This is a genomic window from Bacillus sp. NH11B, assembly GCF_001884205.1.
Taxonomy (GTDB): Bacteria; Bacillota; Bacilli; order Bacillales; family Bacillaceae_G; genus Bacillus_A; species Bacillus_A proteolyticus.
Genome location: NZ_MAOG01000064.1, coordinates 85,049 through 111,081, shown reverse-complemented (window position 1 = coordinate 111,081; position 26,033 = coordinate 85,049). Strand labels below are relative to the sequence as shown.

The 26,033-nt window shown below is 36.1% G+C and carries 26 protein-coding genes; 21 read left to right on the top strand and 5 right to left on the bottom strand.

The window, feature by feature from the left end:
- Both BAU27_RS09975 and BAU27_RS09970 read right to left on the bottom strand, forming a co-directional pair.
- Nucleotides 1–683: collagen-like repeat preface domain-containing protein (locus BAU27_RS09975; RefSeq protein ID WP_139254633.1), on the bottom strand; the 683-nt coding region annotated here is incomplete at its 3' end.
- 113 nt (nt 684–796) lie between these two features.
- The gene (locus BAU27_RS09970; RefSeq protein ID WP_071747731.1) at nt 797–1,762 is read right to left on the bottom strand and encodes a tyrosine-type recombinase/integrase; all 966 of its coding nucleotides are present in this window, start codon (nt 1,760–1,762) and stop codon (nt 797–799) included.
- A gap of 113 nt (nt 1,763–1,875) precedes the next feature.
- On the opposite strand from BAU27_RS09970, the gene spoVK reads away from it, so the two are divergent.
- The gene (gene spoVK, locus BAU27_RS09965; RefSeq protein WP_000438191.1) at nt 1,876–2,832 is read left to right on the top strand and encodes a stage V sporulation protein K; all 957 of its coding nucleotides are present in this window, start codon (nt 1,876–1,878) and stop codon (nt 2,830–2,832) included.
- Nucleotides 2,833–2,864: 32 nt separating this feature from the next.
- Here the strand turns inward: spoVK and BAU27_RS32290 are convergent, their stop codons facing one another.
- Both BAU27_RS32290 and BAU27_RS09955 read right to left on the bottom strand, forming a co-directional pair.
- Nucleotides 2,865–3,002 carry a hypothetical protein gene (locus BAU27_RS32290; RefSeq protein ID WP_071747730.1) on the bottom strand — a complete coding sequence of 46 codons (138 nt, stop codon included), beginning with the start codon at nt 3,000–3,002 and terminating at the stop codon, nt 2,865–2,867.
- 99 nt (nt 3,003–3,101) lie between these two features.
- Nucleotides 3,102–3,725 (bottom strand): trimeric intracellular cation channel family protein, encoded by a 624-nt coding sequence (locus BAU27_RS09955; RefSeq protein WP_071747729.1) that lies wholly within the window; start codon nt 3,723–3,725, stop codon nt 3,102–3,104.
- Nucleotides 3,726–3,817: 92 nt separating this feature from the next.
- Between BAU27_RS09955 and hflX the strand changes: the two genes are divergently transcribed.
- From hflX to BAU27_RS09920, 7 genes are all read left to right on the top strand, one after another.
- A complete protein-coding gene (gene hflX, locus BAU27_RS09950) occupies nt 3,818–5,092 on the top strand; it encodes a GTPase HflX (RefSeq protein ID WP_071770789.1) in 1,275 nt (424 codons plus the stop codon).
- Nucleotides 5,085–6,356, top strand: coding sequence for a methionine gamma-lyase family protein (locus BAU27_RS09945; protein ID WP_071770788.1), 1,272 nt, complete (start codon nt 5,085–5,087; stop codon nt 6,354–6,356). The genes hflX and BAU27_RS09945 overlap by 8 nt, the downstream gene beginning before the upstream one ends.
- 176 nt (nt 6,357–6,532) lie before the next feature.
- Complete coding sequence (gene glnR, locus BAU27_RS09940) at nt 6,533–6,922, top strand: transcriptional repressor GlnR (protein ID WP_000656783.1); 390 nt, start codon at nt 6,533–6,535, stop codon at nt 6,920–6,922.
- 48 nt (nt 6,923–6,970) lie between these two features.
- Nucleotides 6,971–8,305 carry a type I glutamate--ammonia ligase gene (gene glnA / locus BAU27_RS09935; protein ID WP_071770787.1) on the top strand — a complete coding sequence of 445 codons (1,335 nt, stop codon included), beginning with the start codon at nt 6,971–6,973 and terminating at the stop codon, nt 8,303–8,305.
- Between the two features lie 303 nt (nt 8,306–8,608).
- The gene (locus tag BAU27_RS09930) at nt 8,609–8,932 is read left to right on the top strand and encodes a PadR family transcriptional regulator (protein ID WP_071770786.1); all 324 of its coding nucleotides are present in this window, start codon (nt 8,609–8,611) and stop codon (nt 8,930–8,932) included.
- Nucleotides 8,925–9,467: a DUF1700 domain-containing protein gene (locus tag BAU27_RS09925; protein WP_071770785.1), complete on the top strand. Its 543-nt coding sequence runs from the start codon at nt 8,925–8,927 to the stop codon at nt 9,465–9,467. The genes BAU27_RS09930 and BAU27_RS09925 overlap by 8 nt, the downstream gene beginning before the upstream one ends.
- Nucleotides 9,468–10,271: a DUF4097 family beta strand repeat-containing protein gene (locus BAU27_RS09920; protein WP_083595936.1), complete on the top strand. Its 804-nt coding sequence runs from the start codon at nt 9,468–9,470 to the stop codon at nt 10,269–10,271. It abuts the gene before it with no gap.
- Nucleotides 10,272–10,373: 102 nt separating this feature from the next.
- On the opposite strand, the gene lexA is transcribed toward BAU27_RS09920, so the two are convergent.
- A complete protein-coding gene (gene lexA, locus BAU27_RS09915) occupies nt 10,374–10,994 on the bottom strand; it encodes a transcriptional repressor LexA (RefSeq protein WP_071747734.1) in 621 nt (206 codons plus the stop codon).
- 141 nt (nt 10,995–11,135) lie between these two features.
- Here lexA and BAU27_RS09910 point away from each other — a divergent pair, with 141 nt between their 5' ends.
- The 13 genes from BAU27_RS09910 to BAU27_RS09850 all read left to right on the top strand — a co-directional run bounded on the left by BAU27_RS09910 (nt 11,136) and on the right by BAU27_RS09850 (nt 25,782).
- Complete coding sequence (locus BAU27_RS09910; protein WP_071747725.1) at nt 11,136–11,792, top strand: YneB family resolvase-like protein; 657 nt, start codon at nt 11,136–11,138, stop codon at nt 11,790–11,792.
- A gap of 45 nt (nt 11,793–11,837) precedes the next feature.
- Nucleotides 11,838–12,077 (top strand): DUF896 domain-containing protein, encoded by a 240-nt coding sequence (locus BAU27_RS09905; RefSeq protein ID WP_001139098.1) that lies wholly within the window; start codon nt 11,838–11,840, stop codon nt 12,075–12,077.
- Nucleotides 12,078–12,947: 870 nt separating this feature from the next.
- A complete protein-coding gene (tkt, locus tag BAU27_RS09900) occupies nt 12,948–14,948 on the top strand; it encodes a transketolase (protein WP_071770784.1) in 2,001 nt (666 codons plus the stop codon).
- A gap of 156 nt (nt 14,949–15,104) precedes the next feature.
- Nucleotides 15,105–15,545 carry a sporulation inhibitor of replication protein SirA gene (sirA, locus tag BAU27_RS09895; RefSeq protein ID WP_000860649.1) on the top strand — a complete coding sequence of 147 codons (441 nt, stop codon included), beginning with the start codon at nt 15,105–15,107 and terminating at the stop codon, nt 15,543–15,545.
- 78 nt (nt 15,546–15,623) lie between these two features.
- Nucleotides 15,624–15,845, top strand: a complete 222-nt coding sequence (locus tag BAU27_RS09890) for a YneF family protein (RefSeq protein ID WP_001132292.1) — start codon at nt 15,624–15,626, stop codon at nt 15,843–15,845.
- Between the two features lie 124 nt (nt 15,846–15,969).
- Complete coding sequence (locus tag BAU27_RS09885; RefSeq protein ID WP_071770783.1) at nt 15,970–17,721, top strand: ABC transporter transmembrane domain-containing protein; 1,752 nt, start codon at nt 15,970–15,972, stop codon at nt 17,719–17,721.
- Nucleotides 17,721–19,484 carry an ABC transporter ATP-binding protein gene (locus BAU27_RS09880; protein WP_071770782.1) on the top strand — a complete coding sequence of 588 codons (1,764 nt, stop codon included), beginning with the start codon at nt 17,721–17,723 and terminating at the stop codon, nt 19,482–19,484. Before BAU27_RS09885 ends, BAU27_RS09880 begins: the two co-directional genes overlap by 1 nt.
- A gap of 199 nt (nt 19,485–19,683) precedes the next feature.
- A complete protein-coding gene (locus BAU27_RS09875; RefSeq protein ID WP_071770781.1) occupies nt 19,684–20,727 on the top strand; it encodes a GH25 family lysozyme in 1,044 nt (347 codons plus the stop codon).
- A 222-nt stretch (nt 20,728–20,949) separates the two neighbouring features.
- Nucleotides 20,950–21,984 carry a nuclease-related domain-containing protein gene (locus BAU27_RS09870; protein ID WP_071770780.1) on the top strand — a complete coding sequence of 345 codons (1,035 nt, stop codon included), beginning with the start codon at nt 20,950–20,952 and terminating at the stop codon, nt 21,982–21,984.
- 110 nt (nt 21,985–22,094) lie between these two features.
- Nucleotides 22,095–22,664: a hypothetical protein gene (locus BAU27_RS09865; protein ID WP_071747719.1), complete on the top strand. Its 570-nt coding sequence runs from the start codon at nt 22,095–22,097 to the stop codon at nt 22,662–22,664.
- A gap of 220 nt (nt 22,665–22,884) precedes the next feature.
- The gene (locus BAU27_RS09860; RefSeq protein ID WP_071770779.1) at nt 22,885–24,612 is read left to right on the top strand and encodes an S-layer homology domain-containing protein; all 1,728 of its coding nucleotides are present in this window, start codon (nt 22,885–22,887) and stop codon (nt 24,610–24,612) included.
- A 158-nt stretch (nt 24,613–24,770) separates the two neighbouring features.
- Nucleotides 24,771–24,917, top strand: coding sequence for a BC1881 family protein (locus BAU27_RS09855; RefSeq protein ID WP_000836278.1), 147 nt, complete (start codon nt 24,771–24,773; stop codon nt 24,915–24,917).
- Between the two features lie 109 nt (nt 24,918–25,026).
- Entirely contained in the window at nt 25,027–25,782 is a 756-nt protein-coding gene (locus BAU27_RS09850; protein WP_071747717.1) for a sulfite exporter TauE/SafE family protein, read from the top strand.
- Nucleotides 25,783–26,033 lie beyond the last annotated feature (251 nt).

The following is a 26,033-nucleotide window of genomic DNA, read 5'->3' as shown; positions in this document are numbered from 1 at the left end:
GCACCCGTGTTACCTCGAGCACCTTGAGGTCCGGTAGCGCCAGTAGCACCCGTGTTACCTTGAGCACCTTGAGGTCCAGTGGCACCGGTAGCACCCGTGTTACCTTGAACACCTTGAGGTCCAGTGGCACCAGTAGCGCCAGTGTTGCCTCTAGGTCCGGTAGCACCAGTAGCGCCAGTGTTGCCTCTAGGTCCGGTAGGTCCAGTAGGTCCTTTGCCGAACGAAGCTGAATTAACTAGGGTGGTTTGTAATTCGGCTATTAGTTTAAGGAGTTCTTGGAGTGTACACGGGTCAATTCGGAATAGTTTGGTAATGTATAGTAAATAATTAATTAGGTTTTGAAGTTCAATAAATACGGCGCTTGCTACGAAGTTTGGATTTTTTAATATAGTTATTAAATTTTTAATAATGGCCAATCCTTGTGCTTTCAGAGCGGAAGTGGCGTCTAGTGAACAGATGAATTTGCTTAGTAGTTGCAATGTATCTATTAGATCCTCTATGTTTTTTTGGGATGGATTAGCGAAAAGTTTTGGAATTATTTTTATTAAATCGTTAATGATTGCTCGAAATGTTCTAATTTGTGCTTTAGAAATTGGGATTGATGGGGTATTTGGGATTCGTCCGGCGCTACTTGGAAAGCATGGCTTGGAGTATTTATTTTCATTGTCGTTATAACGAGACATTAAATCTCTCCTTTCTAATGAGAATGTGAACGAAACTCATCATAGTAGATGCAAAAAATAGTTAAATGGTCATAATAAAATTGTTTGTTTAAAGAAAAAATAGAAAAAACGCCTTAATTTAAGGCGTTTTTTCTATTTTCTGCGTATTGATAATATCGTTTTAGTGAAATTTTTGATTTGAATCCAGCTAGTTTTATAATTTCTGACTCCGGAGTTTCTTTTTTTATTAAGTTTAAAATATAGGTGTTACGAAAGTGTTGTCCTGAGATTCCTTTTCGTAAATTAGCTCTAGCTACTTCGAGGCGAATCATTTTTTGGATAGCGATTTCTGTTAATCCTTTCGGCGCATCATTTTCGTATACCCATCTGTATGTTCCGCGATTAAAATCGAATGCGACAAACAGTGGGTCATTACTATGGTATTTTGGACGAACGGGTTCGGGAATGCTTTTGTAGTAAGTGTACAGTTGTTTTTTGTCTTCTTTCGTTAATGAAATTGTTCTTTCTACCCCTGCGGTTGCTGGGATAGATAATGTGTTAGTTTCAAAGTGAACGTGATGCATAGTTAATGCTGTAAGTTCCTGTAAGGATAAACCATAGTCGATTAATAAGTTTAAAATAGTGATATTACGATCCATTAATAAAGGGCGCACAGGACGTTGTTTTTCTGAAAGGCCTTCCAATGAAGTGACTATGTGTTTTAATCTTTTTTCTTCATCAGATGAAATGAAATCTTCGTTACGTAGTGTGCGATCTGGTTGAATGGAAATTTCCATATTCTTCAATGGATTGGGAATGTTAAGAAAATGATGCATTCTATTTAGTACAATAAATACACGGTGCATTGTTTTCTCTGAGTAGTGTCGATTCTTTTTTAAGTCGGAAAAGTAATCTTCATAGTCTTTTGTACAAAGTGTCGCCCATATATTACTGGAAGGGAGCTTTTTGTTTTTTTCTAACCAATGTCCGAAATCTTCGATGTCATAAACATAACGTTTAATGGTTGAAGGCTTTCGACCTTTATTCAATAAAAAAATAGAAAAGGCTTGTATTGTATCATGGAATTCCGTTGTTTCCATAGTCCCACCACCTTAATTATTTCTTATATTATAGCAAACTTTTCTGAAAATAGGCATTTGAAAGAGAGACTGGAATAATAATATTTGGTGAGTGGATAAAATGAGGTGATTGTATGGAACAATCGATGCGTAAGAAAAATAACAATCAAATTAATATTGTATTAAACCATCGAAAAAAAATTTCGTTACCGGCATCAGAAAATAAAGCAGTAATTTCAAGTGAAACCACTACTAAACATGAGATGTTGCAGAGAATTGAAGAAGAGATGGGAAAACTTGTTGGGATGGATGATATAAAAAAGATAATAAAAGAAATTTATGCTTGGATTTTTGTGAATAAAAAAAGGCAAGAGGTGGGGTTGAAGTCTGAGAAGCAAGTGCTTCACATGTTATTTAGGGGTAATCCCGGTACTGGGAAGACAACCGTTGCTAGAATGATAGGGAAATTGTTGTTTGAGATGAATATTTTATCGAAAGGGCATTTAGTTGAAGCTGAACGTGCTGATCTTGTAGGTGAGTACATCGGTCATACAGCACAAAAGACAAGGGATTTAATAAAGAAGGCTATGGGAGGGATTTTATTTATTGATGAGGCGTATTCATTAGCGAGGGGTGGAGAGAAGGATTTTGGGAAGGAAGCTATTGATACACTTGTGAAGCATATGGAAGATAAGCAACACGGCTTTGTATTAATTTTAGCTGGATATTCAAGAGAGATGAATCATTTTCTTTCATTAAATCCAGGGTTACAATCTCGTTTTCCGTTTATTATTGAATTTGCGGATTACTCGGTAAATCAGTTGTTGGAAATTGGGAAGAGAATGTATGAAGAGCGTGAATATCAGTTGTCGAAAGAAGCAGAGTGGAAATTTAGAGATCATTTACACGCGGTAAAGTATTCGTCACAAATTACATCGTTTAGTAATGGGCGATACGTACGGAATATTGTTGAAAAATCAATTCGCACACAAGCTATGCGATTGTTACAAGAGGATACGTATGATAAATATGATTTGATTGGGATATCAAGTATGGATTTGATGCTTGAAGAGGAGACGCACAGTACGTAAACTGTGCGTCTGTTTTTGGTGTATAAGTGTATTTACTCTTTTTTCGCTTTTTCTTGGTAAGATTTATGGAAGCGCTCCATTTTAGCGCTTTTTTCGTGTGCTGAATTAGGATCGTGTTCAATTTGACCTACTGAGCTTTTTTGAGCACCTTTATTAACGTGGTTTGTCATTTGTATTCACCTCACTTTAAAAATTAGTATAAACATTATGTGAAGAAAAACTCGTTAGAAAAGAAAAACCTCTTTACGATATGTAAAGAGGTTAGAGTGCTATTTATGCATTGAACGTTCATTTGTATCGATGCGTCGATGCGGTAAATGCCATTTGTAATGAATAGAAATCATGCGGAAGCAAACAATTAAAATGAATAAGGTGTATAGAGCCCAATCGCTAACGATAATTTTAGCGCCAATTAAGAAACCTGCTAAAATTGTCCAAAACGCATATACTTCAGCTCGAAGGACAAGAGGTTTTCTGCGAGCTAAAAGATCACGAATAATACCACCGCCGATGCCGGTTAAAACTGCAGCTACAATTGTAGCGCTAATTGGTAAATCTAGTTTTTGAGCATATAGTGCTCCTTGTACAGCGAATGCTGATAAGCCGATGGCGTCCGTGATGTTTTCCCACTTTTTCCAATGTCTAATTAATTTATTTGGAAAAAGAAAAATAATCGTCATTGATAAAAGTGCGATTTGGAATAACATGTCTTGTTGCCAAAATGCGACGATTGGATAACCGATTAATAAATTACGAAGGGCACCTCCCCCAAATGCGGTTGCCATTCCTAAAATATATACCCCGAAAATATCATAATCTTCTTCCATTGCAACAATGGCTCCGCTTAGTGCGAAGGCGATTGTGCCTATGATGCTAAAAATCTCCCATGCCATGAATTTTCTCCCCCGCTAACTAGATGAAATATGCTTCCTCTGCTATTATATTAGAAGGTTTAAATTTCGAAAAGGATGAGTGAACATATTTGATGGAAGAAAAAGAAAAAGTCATATTAGTTGGCTGTCAATTGTCGCAAGATGATGATGAAAAATTTATGCATTCCATGAAAGAACTTGCATCGCTAGCGAAGACTGCTCGAGCGGAAGTGTTAGTATCAACGACGCAAAAACGTCCGAAGTTCCATCCGGCGACTTATATAGGGAAAGGTAAATTAGAAGAGCTTGCTGCTTTAACTGAAGAATTAGACCCAGCTGTTATTGTATTTAATAACGAGTTAACACCGAGTCAAATTCGGAATCTATCTTCAGTGTTAGATGCGAGAGTAATTGATCGAACGCAATTAATATTAGATATTTTTGCGCAACGTGCGAAATCGAGAGAAGGTAAGCTTCAAGTAGAATTAGCTCAGTTGCAATATACAATGCCGCGCCTTATGGGGCAAGGTTTGTCTTTATCTCGTCTGGGTGGCGGGATTGGTACAAGAGGACCGGGAGAGACAAAACTTGAAACAGATCGTCGTCATATTCGATCGCGTATTGATGAAATAAAGAAACAACTTGCGGTTGTTGTGGAACATCGGAAAAGATATCGTGAGAGAAGAAAAGATAATAAAGTATTTCAAATTTCATTAATAGGATATACGAATGCAGGGAAATCCACGTTGTTTAATAGGTTAACGGAAGCGGATACGTTTGAAGAAAATTTATTGTTTGCAACGTTAGATCCGACAACGAGGAAGATGCCATTACCTTCTGGTTATACAGTGCTACTGACTGATACAGTTGGTTTTATACAAGATTTACCTACGTCACTAATTGCTGCTTTTCGTTCTACGTTAGAAGAAGCTGGTGAAGCGGATGTGATTTTGCATGTTGTTGATTCGGCAGACCCTAATTACGTAGGGCATGAGCAAACGGTAAAAGAATTATTGTCAGACCTTGAAATTAATCATATTCCTATTATTACGCTTTATAATAAAAAGGATAAGTTGCATCAAAATTTTATTCCATTTCCGAAAAGTGACTTCTTAATGACTAGTGCTTTTGAAGAAAGTGACTTATTACATATAAAAGAAGCGATAGAAAAACAGATGAAGGAAGAAATGGATCGTTATCAAGTGGAAATTCCTCCGAGTGAAGGTAAGTTGTTAATGCTATTAAAGACAGAGACGCTATTAACAAAGATGGAGTTTTTGGAAGGGAAATTTGTATATGATTGTACAGGGTATATATTTGCTCATTCATCGCTTAATGGGCAATTAAAGAGATTTTTAGTGGAAGAAGGAGAAAATAAAAATGATTGATCGTTTGAAAAATGGAGAAAAAATTGCTCCAATCGTAAAAGAAGTAGAGAGTCAGATTACAGAAGTACATAAACGTGCGGATGAAGTTATTGAAAGTAATCAGTTTCGTGTATTAGAAAGTTTTCGTAAACATAAAATTAGCGATTCGCATTTTATTCCGACGACAGGTTATGGTTATGATGATATTGGCCGTGACACGTTAGAGAAAGTGTATGCTGATGTATTTGGAGCGGAAGCTGGTCTTGTTCGTCCGCAAATCATTTCAGGAACTCACGCTATTTCAACAGCTTTATTTGGTATTTTACGTCCGGGAGATGAGTTGCTATACATAACGGGGAAACCGTATGATACGTTAGAAGAAATCGTTGGTGTACGCGGAAAAGGTGTAGGTTCATTTAAAGAATATAATATTGGCTATAATGCAGTTCCGCTTACTGAAGAGGGGCTTGTTGATTTTGAAGCTGTTGCAGCCGCGATTCATAGTAATACGAAGATGGTTGGTATTCAACGCTCGAAAGGTTATGCTACTCGTCCGTCATTTACTATTTCTCAAATTAAAGAGATGGTAGCGTTTGTTAAAGAAATTAAGCCTGATGTTGTTGTATTTGTAGATAACTGTTATGGCGAGTTTATTGAAGAGCAAGAGCCATGTCATGTTGGTGTAGATTTAATGGCAGGTTCGCTTATTAAGAACCCTGGCGGTGGAATTGTTAAAACTGGTGGTTACATTGTTGGTAAAGAGCAGTATGTTGAAGCGTGTGCATATCGTTTAACATCTCCAGGAATCGGTGCGGAAGCAGGAGCGTCTTTATACAGTCTGCAAGAAATGTATCAAGGTTTCTTCTTAGCGCCGCATGTAGCGGGACAAGCGCTAAAAGGTGCGATTTTTACAGCTGCATTTTTAGAAAAGTTAGGAATGAATACATCACCAGCATGGAATGCGCCAAGGACGGATTTAATTCAGTCTGTTCAATTTGACGATAAAGATCGTATGATAGCGTTCTGTCAAGCGATTCAATACGCATCGCCGATTAATTCTCACTTCACGCCGTATGCGAACTATATGCCAGGTTATGAAGATGATGTAATTATGGCTGCGGGAACGTTTATTCAAGGTGCGAGTATTGAATTGTCCGCTGATGGCCCGATTCGACCACCATATGTTGCATATGTGCAAGGTGGATTAACGTATTCGCATGTTAAAATTGCGATTTGTTCTGCAATCGATGCATTAATTGAAAAGGATTTATTAACAATTTCTTAAAGGGAAGCTGTCGATTTCGACAGCTTTTTTTCGTGTGAAAGTAATGATTTGTGCAATTAGAAAAAAGAATGAAAAAATGTATAAAAAAATCATGTAAGAAAAGCTAACATCTATTGACACTAAACATAACATGGTATAAAATGAGAAGCAGTTAAGGCGAAGGAGGAACTGAAACGATGAAAGAAGATAGACGTTCTGCTCCGCTGTTTCCTATTGGTATTGTTATGGATTTAACACAATTATCTGCACGTCAAATTCGCTACTATGAAGAGCATAATCTTGTTTCTCCAACCCGTACAAAGGGGAATCGTAGATTATTTTCATTTAACGATGTAGATAAGTTGTTAGAGATTAAAGATTTATTAGATCAAGGCTTGAATATGGCTGGTATTAAACAAGTGTTACTAATGAAAGAAAATCAAACAGAAGCAGTGAAAGTAAAAGAAGAAACGAAAGAAATTTCAAAAACTGAGCTTCGCAAAATACTTCGAGATGAACTACAACATACAGGTAGATTCAATCGAACTTCATTGCGACAAGGTGATATTTCAAGATTTTTTCACTAAAGATAACTGATTCTGAAGGCGATTAGAGGGACTAAGGAGGAATTTATAATGTCTAGATACACAAAAGAAGATATTTTCCGTTTGGCGAAAGAAGAGAATGTAAAGTATATCCGTTTACAATTTACGGACCTTTTAGGGGTAATTAAAAACGTAGAGATTCCAGTGAGACAATTAACGAAAGCTCTTGATAACAAAATGATGTTTGATGGATCTTCGATTGAAGGTTTCGTACGTATTGAAGAATCTGATATGTATTTATATCCTGATTTAGACACTTGGGTAATTTTCCCTTGGACTGCTGAAAAAGGTAAAGTTGCTCGTCTAATTTGTGACATTTACAATGCGGATGGCACTCCATTTGATGGAGACCCACGTAACAACTTAAAACGTGTGTTAAAAGAAATGGAAGCTTTAGGATTCTCAGATTTCAATCTTGGACCAGAGCCAGAATTCTTCCTATTTAAAGTAGATGAAAAAGGAAATCCAACATTAGAATTAAACGATAACGGTGGATACTTCGACCTTGCGCCGATGGATCTAGGGGAAAACTGTCGTCGTGATATCGTTCTTGAACTAGAAGAGATGGGCTTTGAAATTGAAGCGTCTCACCATGAAGTTGCACCAGGTCAACACGAAATTGACTTTAAATATGCAAATGCAATTCGCTCATGTGATGACATTCAAACATTCAAACTTGTTGTAAAAACAATTGCTCGTAAACATGGTTTACACGCAACATTTATGCCGAAACCATTATACGGTGTGAACGGTTCAGGTATGCACTGTAACTTATCATTATTTAAAAATGGAGAGAACGTATTCTTCGATCAAAACGGTGATTTACAATTAAGTGATGATGCTCGTCACTTCATCGCAGGTATTTTAAAACACGCACCAGCATTTACAGCGGTAGCAAACCCAACTGTAAACTCTTACAAGCGTTTAGTACCTGGATATGAAGCTCCTTGTTACGTAGCATGGTCTGCACAAAACCGTAGCCCATTAGTACGTATCCCTGCATCTCGTGGTATTAGTACACGCGTAGAAGTACGTAGTGTTGACCCAGCTGCAAACCCATATTTAGTAATGGCAACATTATTAGCGGCAGGTCTTGACGGAATTAAAAACAAATTAACTCCGCCAGCTGCAGTAGATCGTAACATCTATGTAATGACAAAAGAAGAGCGTGAAGAAGCGGGTATCGTTGACTTACCAGCAACATTAGCGCAAGCGTTAGTTACTTTACAATCTAATGAAATCGTATGTGGCGCATTAGGTGATCATTTACTTGAGCACTTCATCGAAGCGAAAGAGATTGAGTGGGATATCTTTAGAACTCAAGTTCACCAATGGGAACGCGATCAATATATGTCTCTATACTAAGAGAGAAAAAAGCCCTAATACTACGGTATTAGGGCTTTTTTATTTGTGGGCAACATAGGTGCTGGTGAAATAAATTGAATAGGTGTCCGCAAAATGCCCGGAAAAATCAAGGAGATTATTTAAAATGCTATTGTATTTCTTCGATATTGTATGTTTTGCTCAGTGTTTGATGTTGTGGGTGTGTTTGATAAATAAAATTGCAAAAATATAGTACCTTGCAATAAATAGTACCTGATGGTATATTATGGATATAATAGGTACTGTTTATTGAACGGTACTGAAATAAGAAAGGGGGGATTGTCCTTGAACGTTCAATTTAAAAAAGGTGTGTTAGAACTGTGTGTATTGGCGCTTGTAAAATGTAAGGATTGTTATGGTTATGAACTTGTTCAGCAAATTTCAAATAAATTTTTAATATCGGAAGGCTCTGTATATCCGCTATTACGTCGTTTAACGAAAGAGGAATATTTTCAAACATATTTAAAAGAATCCACGGAAGGACCGCCCCGTAAATATTATCAGTTAACAGAGCGAGGAGAGATGCAACTTACGTTATTAGTAACAGAGTGGCGTGATTTTGCTAAAGGTGTTCAAGAAATTATTGAAGGGGTGGAATGGGATGAGTAAAGAACGGTTTCTTAAAGAATTATCAAGTCATCTTAGAAAGTTACCAGAAGAAGAGCGACAAGATATTTTATTTGATTATGAAGAGCATTTTCAATTTGGGATAGAAGAGGGGAAAACTGAATCAGAAATAATAAAAGGACTTGGCTCTCCGAAGGTAATTGCGAAAGACTTGCTTGCTTTGTATCGCTTTGATGAGATGAAAAAAGATCCATCGACTTCAAATATAACAAGAGCTGTCATGGCAGCGGTTGGACTTAGTTTGTTTAACTTTATTATTGTGTTAGGCCCATTAATTGCAATTATAGCTTTTATATTTTCCTTTTGGGTGGGTGGTATTGCTAGTGTAGTGACACCATTTTTCGTTATTTTAAAAGTGTTCATGGGTACTTTTATATGGTTGGATCTTTTCGTTAGTATAACGTTTGTTGGAGTAGGTTTGTTGTTATGTATTGTAGCTTATTATAGTACGAAGTGGTTTAAAAGATTATGTGTGCGCTATGTAATATGGAACTTCAAAATGATAAAAGGGGAGTAGATGATGAAAAAAATATTATTAGTAGCTATCGCTTGTATCATTATTGGAGTAATAGGGATTTCACAAACATATAAAAAAGCAGTAGAAACTGTGGAGAAAGGAAATAAGGAAGAAGTTATTAAAAACGAAACGCTAAAAAATGTAGAAGTTAAGTTAGATGCTGGAGATATTGTTGTACAAAAATCTCCTGATTCCTCTTTTTATGTAAAGCAAACAGGAGACATAAGTAAACAGGAGATTCGTATTGCTGAAGATGGTGACACATTAAAAGTTATAGGGGAAATAGAAAAAGGTGTTTCATTTGATTTTTCATTTTACAATTTCGGATTTCAAGCGCCTGCATTGACTATATTAGTACCTGAACGTTCTTATCAAGAGATAAAAGTAAATTCATCCGCTGGACAAATAGAAATAAGTAATGTGAAAAGTGACCGCGTAAGTGTTGAAACACTAGCTGGAGAAGTGGATTTGAAACATGTAACAGCAAAGAGTGTGGAGGGATATACAAAAGCTGGTGAGGTGAATTTTAAAAAAGTAATAGGGAAAGCAACAGCCAAAACGGCTAGTGGGGATATAGATATTATTGATCATGATTCTAAATATGATTTAGAGGCAAGTTCAACCGCTGGAGATGTAGATATTACTTTATTGGAAAAACCACAAGATGCAGTTGTAACTGGGCAAAGCGCTGCCGGAGATGTGACAATTTTTAATGAAGAAAATAAAAATATAACGATCGGTAATGGAAGTAAAAAGATTAGCGGTAAAACCGCTGCTGGAGACGTTACTATTGAAACTCGTTAATAATTAATGTAATGTATTCTTTTGAGTGAACGGAAATCTATCAAAATATAAAAGAAGATAACGCCCTATATAAATAAGGGGATTATCTTCTTTTTATTATTTTTAATGTAAATCACGATATACGCCAATTACTTTTCCGATAACTGACACTTGTTTTAAAATGATAGGTTCTAGAGAAGCGTTTTCTGGTTGTAGACGGAAATGGTCTTTTTCTTTGTAGAAACGTTTAACAGTTGCTTCGTTATCTTCTGTTAAAGCAACTACAATTTCACCGTTGTATGCAGACTGTTGTTGGCGAACAACAACTAAATCACCATCAAAGATACCAGCTTCAATCATGCTATCTCCAGAAATGCGTAACATAAACACTTGATCTGCTCCAGCAACGATACTAGCTGGAAGTGGGAAGTGATCTTCTACACTTTCGACTGCTGTAATCGGTAAACCAGCAGTAACTTTTCCGACGATTGGAACTTGAATAACAGATTGTGTTTCTGTCTCCATTCGGTTGTCACCTAAAATTTCAATTGCGCGTGGTTTTGTTGGATCGCGTCGAATATATCCTTTTTCTTCTAGTCGTGATAAATGTCCGTGCACTGTAGAACTAGAAGCGAGGCCGACTGCTTGACCGATTTCACGTACGGAAGGTGGATATCCTTTTTCTTGTACTTTTAGCTTAATAAAGTCGAGAATGTCTTGCTGGCGTTTCGTTAACTTTTCCATGTTTTCTAACACCTCGTTTTCTTTCGTTTTTCTTATTAATAAGTATAACATGCGAAAAAACATTCTACAAACATAAGTTCGAACGATAGGGAGATTTATGATACACTAGAGGGAAAATAAAGCGAGAAAGAAGGGTTCAAAATGAATGCAATTGTTTATGCGCGTGTCAGTACAACAAAAGAAGCGCAAGAAACATCATTATTGCGTCAAAAGGATGAATTATTGCATTTAGCTGAGCGCTATCAAATGAATGTGATAAAAGTGATTGAAGAGCAGGCTAGTGGCTATACAATTGAACGTGATGGTATATTAGAAGTATTAGATACAATTCGAGATGAACAAGTTGATGTACTTTTAATACAAGATGAAACGCGTCTTGGTAGAGGGAATGCGAAGATTGCATTAATGCATTGTTTACATAAAGAAGGAATAAAAGTGTATACACATACGCATAATGGTGAATTACAACTTTCGGATTCTGACTCGATGGTGTTGGATATAATTGGAATTGTGGAAGAGTATCAAAGAAAGATTCACAATTTAAAAATTAAGCGTGGCATGCAAAGGGCGGTAGAGAAAGGATTTCGTCCGGAGAATAATTTGAAAAATCGTCATTTAAGTATAGGACGTGAGAAAAAAGAAGTGCCAATTGAGGAAATTGTACGTTTACGCCGGAATGAATTAACTTTTGAAGAAATTGCAGCAACACTTCGTGGTTTTGGTCATGATGTTTCAAAAGCAACTGTACATCGAAGATATGTAGAATATACAAAGCAATTGCTTGATAAAGAGGACTAACTATTGTATGATAATAATCAGTTTTGAGTAGAAGGGGGATTCGAGATGCCAAGTCACGAACTCATTGAACGCATTAACTTCTTAGCGAAAAAAGCAAAAGCTGAAGGCTTAACTGAAGAAGAACAACGTGAGCGCCAATCGCTACGTGAACAATATTTAAAAGGATTTCGTCAAAATATGTTAAACGAATTAAAAGGAATTAAAGTCGTTAACGAAGAAGGCACGGATGTTACACCGACGAAATTAAAAGCTCTAAAAAAGCAAGATAATGCAAAATTAAATTAAAAGATGGGCATAGCCCATCTTTTTTGATATTAATAGAAAGATACATGAGTAATAGCTTTCCAGTTGTAATACTACTTCAATCGTTTCAGTACATAGTGAATGATGAATTTAGACATATCTATTGATATGTCTTTTATTATGCGCTTGTTTAGAAGTTAATAAGTGAATAAACCGAATCTGTTGATCCGGTTCCAGTAGAAGTAATGATTACGAGAAGGGTGTGTATGTAGTATAAGCATATTGAGGAGAATATACGCGTGATGGTTATTTTAGAATTAGTAGGAGCAGGTGGAATTGATATGCTTTTCATTTTTATCCTGCTATTTGTGGGCAGTAAAACTCCCACCTCAAAATTCAGGTGGAGCAAAGAAGTTAGGTGGAAGCCCTGCTGCCCGTAAAAGCTCGATTGGTGAGGGCTAATAATCAGTGGGGGATGAACAAAACCCCCACTGATTAAAGTTTCACTTTATATTAAGCAAATGATCTCGTGGAGGTATTATTTTGATGACAATTATTATTGATCGTATTTCGGTTCAAAATGAGATTGTCTTAATGAGGATGTTCTTTATGTTCAGTTAGAGCGTTGTATTCATTTGTTTCGCAGAGTAATGGAAGATGGATGATATATTTTTTATTTGTGAATTTAATGTTTTTGCATAAAAATACAGATAATTCCCTTTCTTCCTAAAATAAAAACAGTAAAAAAGTATGTCATATTGAATACCCATACATTCCCGGAAACATTGATTTTTTTATAAAAAATCAAAAAAACATCAACATATTTGTCGATACATGTTGTATAATCTTGCGTGGGAAGCTATCATATAAATGTATAAAACGTTTACTAACATACGCGAAGGGAAGAATAGCATGTCACATTCAATCGAACAACTTTCTATCAACACGATTCGCACATTATCCATTGATGCGATTGAAAAAGCAAACTCTGGTCACCCAGGAATGCCAATGGGTGCAGCACCAATGGCTTATACATTATGGACTCAATTTATGAAACACAATCCAAATAACCCAACGTGGTTTAACCGCGATCGTTTCGTATTATCTGCAGGTCATGGTTCAATGTTACTATACAGCCTACTTCATCTATCTGGTTATGACTTAACAATGGATGATTTAAAGAACTTCCGTCAATGGGGAAGTAAAACTCCAGGACATCCTGAGTATGGTCACACAGCAGGTGTAGACGCAACAACTGGTCCACTTGGACAAGGTATTGCAACAGCTGTTGGTATGGCGATGGCTGAAAGACATTTAGCAGCAAAGTATAACCGTGATGCGTACAATGTAGTGGATCATTTTACATACGCTATTTGCGGTGATGGCGATTTAATGGAAGGCGTTTCTGCTGAAGCATCTTCATTAGCTGCACACTTAGGCTTAGGTCGTCTTGTAGTGCTATACGATTCAAATGATATTTCTTTAGATGGCGATTTAAATCGTTCATTCTCTGAAAGTGTAGAAGATCGTTATACAGCATACGGCTGGCAAGTTATCCGTGTTGAGGATGGAAATGATATTGAAGCAATTGCAAAAGCAATTGAAGAAGCGAAAGCTGACGAAAAACGCCCAACGCTAATTGAAGTAAGAACGACAATTGGTTTCGGTTCTCCAAACAAATCAGGAAAATCAGCTTCACACGGTTCTCCGCTTGGTGTAGACGAAACAAAATTAACGAAAGAAGCATATGCTTGGACTGCTGAACAAGATTTCCATGTAGCAGAAGAAGTATATGACAACTTCCGTAAAACGGTACAAGATGCTGGTGAGACTGCACAAGTTGCATGGAACACGATGCTAGGTGAATATGCACAAGCATATCCAGAATTAGCAAACGAGTTGCAAGCAGCAATGAATGGTCTTCTTCCAGAAGGTTGGGAACAAAGCTTACCAACTTATGAATTAGGATCAAAAGCAGCAACACGTAATTCTTCAGGTGCTGTAATTAATGCTATTTCAGAGTCTGTACCATCATTCTTTGGTGGATCAGCTGACCTTGCTGGTTCTAACAAAACATACATGAATAACGAAAAAGACTTCACAAGAGCTGATTACAGCGGTAAAAACATTTGGTACGGTGTTCGTGAGTTTGCGATGGGTGCAGCAATGAACGGTATTGCACTACATGGTGGTTTAAAAACTTACGGTGGTACGTTCTTCGTATTCTCTGACTACTTACGTCCAGCAATTCGCCTTGCAGCATTAATGCAATTGCCTGTAACGTATGTATTCACACATGATAGTATCGCTGTTGGTGAAGATGGTCCAACACATGAGCCGGTTGAACAATTAGCAGCACTTCGTGCAATGCCAAACGTTTCTGTTATTCGTCCAGCAGACGGTAACGAATCAGTTGCAGCTTGGAGACTAGCTCTAGAATCAACAAAAACACCAACTGCATTAGTGTTAACTCGTCAAGATCTTCCAACATTAGAAGGTGCAAAAGACGACACTTATGAAAAAGTAGCAAAAGGTGCATATGTAGTTTCTGCAAGCAAAAAAGAAACTGCTGATGTAATCTTAATTGCAACTGGATCTGAAGTAAGCTTAGCAATTGAAGCGCAAAAAGCTCTAGCAGCAGACGGCGTTGATGCAGCTGTTGTTAGCATGCCATCTATGGATCGCTTTGAAGCTCAAACTGCTGAGTACAAAGAATCTGTACTACCAAAAGCAGTAACGAAACGTTTCGCAATTGAAATGGGTGCTACAATCGGATGGCACCGTTACGTAGGTCTTGATGGAGATGTACTAGGTATCGATACATTCGGTGCTTCTGCTCCTGGTGAGAAGATTATGGAAGAGTATGGATTTACTGTAGAGAACGTTGTTCGTAAAGTAAAAGAAATGCTTTAATGATTTTAGAAAAATCTCTCCAGCATGGGGAGATTTTTCTATGTAGTTGAGTTTTTTCGACAGAAAAAGTTTTTTCTCTCTCCGTAGTCAGACAATCATTGCAAATTTTCTCTTATATAATGTAGGGAAAAGGTTGTCCAGATTGGGAGGGGAAAAATGAAAACGTATGAATTGTATTTAATTCAAGAGGATATTGCGAAAGCTTACTTTGGTCGTGAATATTTGTTTTTTGATTTATTTGCTCGATTTTCAGAATCTGGGTCCCTTTCGGAGAAAAAAGTATTATATAAACAAATGACGTATATTACGATGCCGTTACAAGTAATGAAAATTCATCATAAATTAGAACAAGCTTTGCGTGTTCTTGGCAAATATGAAAGAACGAATTATACTCATACGCTTTATACAGGAGCTGAATACGGCGAAATAGTCGTGAAATCACAATATATTCGAATGAATACTTCTGGAAATGTATCCATGGAAACAACTTTCTTTGAGGTGCTTAGAAAGTGTGAGTTAACATTTTTAGCGATGGATTATGAAAATAAAAAGTACGGCTGGTTAAATCCTCTCAAACAAGTACGAACATATGTGTAAAAAATGTCGAATAGTATCTTGTCTTATTGAAAAGGTTTTAGTACACTGTAAGGTAGACAACATGAAGGAGGAAAAGATATGCCAATGTGGTTAGGTATTCTAGTGGGCGTAGTAGCACTAGTAGCAGGCGTGGCGTTAGGATTTTTCATTGCCCGCAAATATATGATGAATTATTTACAAAAAAATCCACCAATTAACGAACAAATGCTAAAAATGATGATGATGCAAATGGGGCAAAAACCTTCCCAAAAGAAAATCAATCAAATGATGAGCGCGATGAACAAGCAACAAACGAAATAAGCGCTAAAGGGCACTCTTACCGAGTGCCCTTTTCTTTTGGATATAATAAGTGTTTAAAACTTTTAAAAATTCTGTGTTTTTGGTAAACTGAAAACATCGCTCATTTTAAGGGAGGAGGATAAATATGAAAGTGTTTTTTAATTTAGCTTGGTTTTTTAAGCAAGAAAAACGAGCGTACATAATCGGAATTATTATGTTATTTGGTGTCGCGCTTCTTGAACTTGTAGCGCCAAGAGTACTAGGGATTGTAGTAGATGAAATTAATAATGGAACATTAACGTCTGAAAAATTGTTGAACTGGGTTATTCTATTAGTAGTTGTAGGAATTACGATGTATATATTACGTTACTTATGGCGTATTATGATTTTTGGATCTTCTTTAAAACTAGCTCGTCAACTGCGAAAGAATCTATATGAACATTTTACTAAGATGAGCCCATCCTTTTATCAATCACGTCGCACAGGCGATTTGATGGCACATGCGACAAATGATATTCAGGCGATTCAGCAAACTGCGGGGTCAGGTGTTTTAACACTTGTTGATTCATTAGCTGTTGGAGGATGTGTACTCGTAGCGATGGGATTTACAATTAGTTGGAAGTTAACGTTATTAAGTTTAATTCCGATGCCAATTGTAGCTATTTCTACAAATTATTATGGAACTTTATTGCATAGAAGATTTCATAAAGCACAGCAATCGTTTTCTGAAATCAATGATAAAGTACAAGAAAGTATGAGTGGGATGAAGGTAATTCGCTCACTTGGACAAGAGAAAGAGGATTTACAAGCGTTTCGGAAAAAATCTGAAGATGTCGTACATAAAAATATGCTAGTTGCACGTATTGACTCGTTATTCGATCCAACGATTTCCTTAATTGTCGGATTTTCATTTTTGATCGCAATTTGTTACGGTTCATTATTAGTCGTACGGGGAGAATTAACTGTAGGGGAATTGGTAACATTTACAACATACTTAGGGACACTTGTATGGCCAATGTTAGCGTTTGGATGGCTATTTAATATTATGGAGCGTGGACGTGCTTCGTATGATCGTGTGGAGAAAATACTTTCACAAACTTCAGATGTAGTGAATAGGGACAATGCTATAAACACTATAGCAAGTGGTGATGTTTCGTTCGCTGTTGATTCGTTTTCTTATAAAAAAAATGAACTATTAAACTTAAAAGATATTTACTTTAATTTAAGAAAAGGTGAAACGTTAGGAATTGTAGGACGTACCGGTGCAGGGAAGACGACGTTGTTAAAATGTTTAATTCGAGAGTATGATCATTTTAATGGTGAATTAAAAGTTGGGGAGCGGGATATTCGAGATTTAACACTTCACGGTGTGCGTTCTGCAATTTCATACGTACCGCAAGATCACTTTTTATTTTCAGCGAGTATTGGGGAGAACATTGCTTTTGGAAAGGCCGATGCTACATATAAAGAAATTACCCGGGCTGCTGATATTGCTTGTATTCATAATGATATATTTCAATTTCCAGAAGGGTATGACACTGTAGTAGGTGAAAGGGGCGTTTCACTATCAGGAGGTCAAAAACAGCGAATCTCTATTGCGCGTGCATTATTAACAAATGCTGAAATTTTAATATTAGATGATTGTTTATCAGCCGTAGATGCAAAAACAGAAGAAACTATTTTAACTGCATTGAAACGAGAAAGGGCAGAGAAAACGACGATTATTACTGCCCATCGTTTAAGTGCTATTCAGCATGCAAATCTTATTCTTGTTATTGATGAAGGTAGGGTTATGCAGCGAGGGACACATGAGCAATTAATGAAAGAAAATGGTTGGTATAAAGAAATGTACGAAAGCCAGCAGTTAGAGGCATTAGTAGAGAAAGGAGGCGTATGATGGCTGAGAAAAAACGGAGTGATTTAAGAAGGTTGCTTTCTTATATGAGGCCTTATAAAGGGTTATTAGCGTTAGCATTTTTATTTCTAGTTGGTGCAACTGTAACTGAAATGATGGGTCCTTTTTTAATTAAACAATTTCTTGATGAACACTTAGTGCCAGGTAACTTTGAACAATCAGCACTTGTAACTCTATTTGTAGTGTATATTATTGCTCATTTGTTAAAAGTATTATTTACTTATTTAGACTTATTGTACTTTCAAAATATCGCTTTTAAGATTGTCCAAGATATGCGAGTTGAAGTGTATGAACATGTTCAAAAATTGTCATTAAGCTTCTTTGATCGTACGCCGATTGGTACGCTCGTATCCCGCATAACGAATGATACAGAAGCGATTAAGGATTTTTATGTTAGTGTACTATCAACATTCGTGAAAAATGTAGTCTTTTTAGTAGGGATTTTAGTAGCGATGTTTTTATTAGATGTAAAATTAGCGCTATTTTCGCTCATATTAATTCCGATAATGTTTGCAATTATGGTGTTGTATCGACGGAAAAGTGCAGCTTTTTATTTAGAGGTACGTAATCAGCTGAGTGTATTAAATGCAAAGTTAAATGAGTCCATTCAAGGTATGAATATTGTTCAGGTGTTCCGGCAAGAAAAGCGGATGAGAAAAGAATTTGAAGAAGTGAACAATAAACATTTTAGTGCTGGACGTCGTACATTGAAACTAGATGCATTACTTTTACGTCCAGCAACAGATCTTGTTCATATTGTAGCAATTGCGTTAGTACTTGGTTTATTCGGAATCGATGCTTTAAAGAGTCCTGTTGAAGTAGGGGTTTTATATGCTTTCGTTAACTATATTCATCGTTTCTTCCAGCCGGTCAATGAGATGATGATGAAACTATCCTTCTTCCAGCAAGCGCTTGTTTCATCATCGCGTGTATTTCATTTAATGGATGATAAAGATTTAGCTCCTGTTCAAATGGGGAGTGAACAGCCACGAGTAGCTAACGGGGAAATTCAGTTTAAAGATGTTACTTTTTCATATGATGGAAAGCGTGACGTTTTAAAAAATGTATCTTTTCACGTAAAGCCAGGGCAAACGGTTGCTTTCGTAGGGCATACTGGTAGCGGAAAGAGTACGATTATGAATTTATTAATGAGATTTTACAATATTAAATCAGGAAATATTGTAATAGACGGAGTAGATTTAGAAAAGTTTGAAGAACAAGAAATTCGAAAGAAAATTGGCCTTGTGCTGCAAGATGCATTTTTATTTGCTGGAAATGTAAAGCAAAACATTCGTATGTATAATGAAGAGATTACGGATGAAGAGATAGAGGAAGCGGCAAAATTTGTGCAAGCGAATACGTTTATTGAAAAATTACCAGAGCAGTATGATACAGAAGTTGTCGAAAGAGGAGCTGCATTTTCTAGTGGTCAAAGGCAATTAATTGCTTTTGCTAGAACGATAGCAACCAATCCGAAAGTATTAGTGTTAGATGAAGCGACGGCAAATATTGATACAGAAACAGAGGAGGCTATCCAAACGGCATTGCAGCAAATGCGAAAAGGCAGAACAACGATAGCGATTGCACACAGATTGTCTACAATCCAAGATGCGGATCAAATATTTGTTATGCATGAAGGGGAAATCATAGAAAGAGGAACACATCAGGAGTTACTTAGTAAACAAGGGCTATACTATAATATGTATTTATTGCAAAATAAAGGGAGTTTACAAAAGGCCTTGTAATTACAAGGCCTCTTTTGAGATGTTAAAAGTGTATTAATGGAGTTTATGATGGACGGTGTAGTTTCAATTCCACTTTCTTCTTAAACATCTCGACAAAATAAATATATTAGAACTTTATTACTATAGCATAAACGTCGTGTCCACTAACTTAAGTTGTACATATTGTATACGGAATAAAAAATTTGATAGGAGCTTTTATATGCAAAATAGATCCAGTTCAAATGTTACGTTTATCGATGTGTCTCATTGGGAAGGGGACATTAATTGGAATGCTGTGAAGTCATCAGGTATTCCAGCGGCGTATGCAAAAGCGACGGAAGGCGTGAACTGTATTGATCCTACTTTCGTTCAAAATGTACAAGCTGCAAGAAATGCGAATGTATTAATCGGTGCATATCATTTTGCGCACCCAGAACAAAATGATGCCATTTCAGAAGCGAAATATTTTGTGAATATATTACAGAGTAATCAGACGGACTTAATTCCTGTTTTAGATTTAGAATCGCCAACGGATACTAGCAATAGTAGTTTAACGGGTGCGACTATATCGAATTGGGCAAGAAGTTTCGTGAATTATGTGAAACAAGCTACTGGGAAAAATGTAATGTTATATACAGGAGTTTGGTATATTAGTGAATTTGGAATTAACGGGTTAAGTGACATTCCACTTTGGATTTCCAGATATTCTAGTACACCGCCTGCTGATGCTGGCGGATGGACAGAGTGGACAGCATGGCAGTACACAGATTCTGGTCAAATTTCAGGTGTGGGAAATTGTGATGTATCAGCAGCTGTTTCATTAGAAGCTTTACAAGAAAATGGAGCAAGTGGTGGAGGTAATGTTTCCGCGCCTAATAATGCAACACCAGTATATGGAGTTGCTGTAATTAATGGAGATAATGTGAATTTACGAAGTGGACCATCTTTACAGTCTAGTGTAATTCGCCAATTGAATCGTGGCGAATCATATGAAGTTTGGGGAGAACAAAATGGATGGCTCTGCTTAGGGACAAATCAGTGGGTATATAATGATTCAAGTTATATTCAGTATAAACATTATGTGGCAACTATTACTGGCGATAATGTGAATCTGCGAGACGCTCCATCATTAAACGGGAATGTTATAAGACAGTTACATCATGGTGAATCATATCGAGTATGGAGTAAGCAAGATGGATGGCTTTGCTTAGGGACAAATCAATGGGTATACTATGATTCAAGTTATATTCAATATGGTGTGTAATAAAGTAAAACTTTAATTGATGAGGATTGTCCACACTGATTATTGGACAATTGACCAATACCAATGGGTTTTTACCAGCAGTTTTACTATAAAAAGGTATCTTACTTGAGATGCCTTTTTATAAAAAATATATAATTTTTACAAAGTGTATATTAAAAGCATAGTATAATATAATCGAAATATTTATAAAAATAATCGGACGTGAAATAAAGGAGAAAAAATATGGAGTATGTGCTAATAGGTGGAATTTTAATATTATTAGCTGCAGTGTTTGTACTGTTTTATAAAAATAAACAGTTAGAATCAGAGAGCCAGCAAGTAGAATTTGAAAAGAAACAAGCGATTGAAACGTATGAAAGTGAAATTGCAGCTACGATTACAGAGCATAAAGAACAACAAAGTACTTTAAAGAATATGGAACAGAAAAAATATAATGATTTACAAGTTAGTACAGCTAGAGAACTTGAAAATATGCGTATGATGAAAAATCAACTAGCTGTTCAACATAGTAAAGAACGTAGTGAAATGCAAGATAGGCATAGTAATGACCTACATATGTTTCAAAATTTAATTGCGGATTTACGAGAGTATACCAAAAATGGTGCTGAAGTGAATACACATGAAACATTACATTATATGAAACGAGGTTTTGTTGAGCAAGGAATCATACTAGAAGATGAGTTTCATATTGTGCCGAATATCTTTATGAGAAGTAATAAAGATAGACATAAACGTGACGTAAACGATAATCGAATCCATCATCTCATCTTATGTAAAACTGGTATTTATCTACTGGAGACGAAAGAATGGACAGGGAAATTAATCCATGGCTTAACGAGAGAAAATGCAGGTATATATTCATTTATGATTGAGGAAATTGGCAAGTATCAACATGAAATTGAAAAAGAAGAGACATTTGAATTTATTACGGATGGAACTTCATTAACTTTGCAAGTACGAAATGAAGGGAATCCAGCGTATAAAGCGAAAATACTATCTCAAACTTTATATAATTGTTTGGAAGAAATGCAAGTAGATATTGTAAAGGAAAAAATAAAACCGATTGTATATTTTGAAAATGAAAGTGGAAAAGAAGTTATTGATCTTTCTAATGAAGAATTGCCGAGATTTAAAGATAGAGAGCAAATTGTAACGTTTTTCAGAAATGAAGTTTTAACAAGTAAAGTAATATATACTGCTCAAGAACTACGAAAGATTAGAGATATGATTGGCCAGATGAATTATGTTGCGAAGTGAAACTTTAATTAGCAGAGCTGTTATATGTAGCACGACTTCCACCTAACATAGTAAGGCTTGAAGTGGGAGTTTCACTGCCTGTAAATAGCGGGATAAAGTAGGTGAGTTAGGTGGAGAAAGGTAAAAGCTCTATATTGTGGGGAATATTGTACATTTATTTTTGTTTGTATATATTAATGTATCTTGTGTTTATCTTTGTTATTGATATGGTTCATGTGTCATTGAGTGTAACGAGTATTTTTGTAGTAGCAATGCCTTTTATTCTACTAGTTATTATTCAAAAGGCTGTTTTACATGTATCAGCAGGACGTGATAAAGATAAGAAACAGCTGTTCATTGTAATGATGGTTGCTCTCATTCCATTGATAGTATGCACTTTACAATTAAGTTTAAATAAATACACTTCAAACTTTAATCAGGATCGGTGGTTAAATGATGAGGAAAAACGGGTATATATGATAGATGACTTATTAAAGCGGCATAAATTGATAGGGAAATCAAACGAGGAAATCATAAAATTGTTAGGGGTCCCTACGAAAACAAGCAGTTTGGAAACGGGAATTACTACACTATACTATCTTGGGAATGAACGTAGTTTCATTCCTATAGATAGTGAATGTCTTGTTTTGCAATTTGATAAAGATGGTAGAGTTATAGAGTATAAGGTACAACGAGATTGAAATAGTGAGAGGAGAAGCTATATCTTTTATAGCTTCTTTTCTATATTCCAATATAGAAAAAACAGGCAAATAGTAGTCATTCCTATCTATACGAATGAGATAGAGTTTGTTATATTGTAAATGGTTATTTAGTTTAGAAGTTTACTAGATAGTATTAAATTTTTTAGATTAGGGAGGGAAGTTAACACGAATTTCGATATAAGCGTGTTAAATAATTATTATGAAAAAAGGATTTTATAATGTTTTAGCTGCATCAATTGTATTTAGTATGGTGACGATTCCAACTTTTTCCTATGCTGACACAGTAGAAAAGACCGTAACAATTTCAACTGACGAACAAGCTTTAAAAAGTATTGAAAACCATATGAAAGATGAAGATGGGCGTGGAGAGGACAAAGGAGTAACAACTGAAGCGCAAGGAGATTTTCTTGTACATATAATAAGTTCAGCATCTTTATTTGATTCTGCTGATTTACAAAAAGCGACAGGTGTGCAGCTTTCTAATCAAGTAGTGAAAGCCGAAAAACGAAAAGGGAACGCTTACTATGTTGAAACATCATCTGGAGCTGGATGGATACAAAGTAGTGAAGGAAATGTAGAGGTTAAGGAAGTTTATCGCTTGGCAAACGAAAAGTTAGTAATTAATGAAGAGACAGCTACATATTCCGCACCATTTAATTCATATAAAGATGAGAAAGTGTTACAACCGCAAACAATTATTGCAATTGGACAAGTTGGAGAGTGGTTCCAAGTCCAAATAGATAATGAGGTGAAATGGATTTATGCACCTTCAGCAAAATTTGAAGGGACAAAGGCCTCGCTTATTCAAGACACAACACCAACACGTACAAAACGTGCAGCTGTTATGTATGCAGCGCCATCAGCAGAGAAAACAACGAATATTTACGGTGTACCATTAAAGGAAATGATTGTACCAACAGGAAATGAAAATATTCGTCCAGGCAATGCGATGAAACCAAAATACATTACAATTCATGAGACAGATAATTATAGTGTCGGAGCAAATGCTAGAAACCATGCACAATATTTATACAGTCAAGCAACAGGAACGACTGATCGTTCAGCATCTTGGCATTTTACAGTAGATGATAAAGAAATTTATCAACATCTACCATTAAATGAAAATGGTTGGCATGCTGGAGATGGAGCAGAAGGAACTGGTAATAGAGAATCAATTGCAATTGAAATTGCTGTCAATCAAGATGGTGATTATAATAAAGCTGTGGAAAATGCTCGCAAACTAGCAGCCTATTTAATGGGGGAATTAAATATTCCTTTAGAAAATGTGAAAAAACATCAATTTTGGAGTGGAAAGAATTGTCCGGCTATTATGATAAAGAATAATGCATGGGAACCATTCTTACAGGGAACAAAAGCTTATTATGATGCAAATCATAAAGATGATATTACAGGTGGTTGGTATGAAGCGGATATTCGTGAATTAGATAAAAGAGGTATTATGGTTGGAGATGGAAAGGGTTCTTACTGGCCAGAACGCCTTGTAACACGTGGTGAATTTGCGAATTTAGTTTCAAGATCATTGCAATTACCAGAGGGGAAATCGAATTTCAAAGATTTAAGCACAGCTCATTCATCACTAGTAGATGGTATTAATCGTGCAGCTAGTGCTGGGATTATAAGTGGACGAGGAAATGATATATTTGCTCCGAATGATACGATTAAACGTGATGAAGCTGTCATTATGATTGATCGTGCATTGCAATACAAAAATATAAAAGGTAGTTTAGTTTCATTACCATTTACGGATCAAAATTTAGCGTATGATAAACAGGCAGTTCAGCGTGTTTATGGATTAGGTATCGTAAAAGGGAATGAGAATAATGAGTTTATGCCAAAAGGTTCTGCAACACGTGGGGAATCCGCAGCATTTATTAATAGGATGTTAAAAGTAATAGAGAGTAAATAATGGAAAGGCATTCGCTTTGGCGAGTGCTTTTTTATTTTTCAATATGTTATAGAAAGGGGATGTGAATTTTGACTGGAATAAGGAATGAAAGTGGAGGTGATGCATATATTTAGAGGCATTGGGTAGTTTTTTGTATAAAATGAAAAGGAGGTAGGACGGTGAAATCAATACCGACTGAAGTCCTGAGTAAGGAATTGATGGAAAGAGAAGGGGTTATATCTATTACAGTGATGGAATTTGAAAAGATAGAAGTGGCCGGAGTAGTTGTTTCTGGTCCCGCTGTTATTTTGATTAATCAAGAGTAAGTACATATTATTAATATAGAAAAAGTAGAAAGAGCATCCATTTAGGATGCTTTTTGTTTGTATAGAAGTGCGCATGTGATAGATAATTGGAATATTGGAGGGGGAATATGTGGCAATTATTATAACAATGTTATTAATGGGAGTTTTATTAGGGTTTGTCGGAGCAGGAGGAGCAGGATTTATCATCGCGATACTCACTTTAGTATTCCATATCCCTATTCACGTTGCTCTTGCAACATCTCTAACTGCTATGGCATTTACGACATTATCTGGGGTAGTAAGTCATTATAGAGAAGGGAATGTTGTGTTTGTAATAGGCGGAATTGTTGGGGGATTTGGAGCGATTGGTTCCTTTATTGGTTCGAAGTTTGGTTCGCTAATACCAGCGAATCTTCTACACTGGTTTACAGCGGGAATGTTATTTTTATCTGCAATTTTTATGTTTATTCGATTAATTATATTTCAAAAAAAGGAACGGTCGTCTTTAAAAGGGCATAACGAACTTTCGAAAGATAACTTGATTAAATGTATATGTCTCGGACTGGTTACTGGAATGTTAGCTGGTTCATTTGGGATTGGTTCAGCACCCTTTATCCAACTTGGATTAATAGTTCTATTAGGATTAACAATTCAGCAATCTGTAGGGACGACAATGCTTGTTATATTACCAATCGCAATTGGAGGTGGGCTTGGATATAGTTCGGAAGGGTATTTAGATTATGTATTATTAGTACAAGTTTTAATCGGGACAATGTTAGGGGCATATATAGGAGCTAAGTTTACAAATTATGCACCTCGGATGCTTTTAAGGTTTTCAATGATTATGACACCGATACTAGCTGGATGTATGTTGTTAGTAGAGTAAAGAAAACTATTAATATATTTTACGAATGAATTATGTAAGTAATTCATATTTCCCATATAAAAGAATTTGTTTTAATATAATGAGTGTAAAGTTCGAGTATTCGAAGTATTACTTGAATTATATCCCTATCCCTTTTCTAAAAAATGCGAACAAGTTTTGCCCTATTCTATTCAATAGTTTATTGTATAGAAATATATTGTTCGATGACCATTATGGAACGTACATAATGGGTAAATCCCGATCCTTAAAGA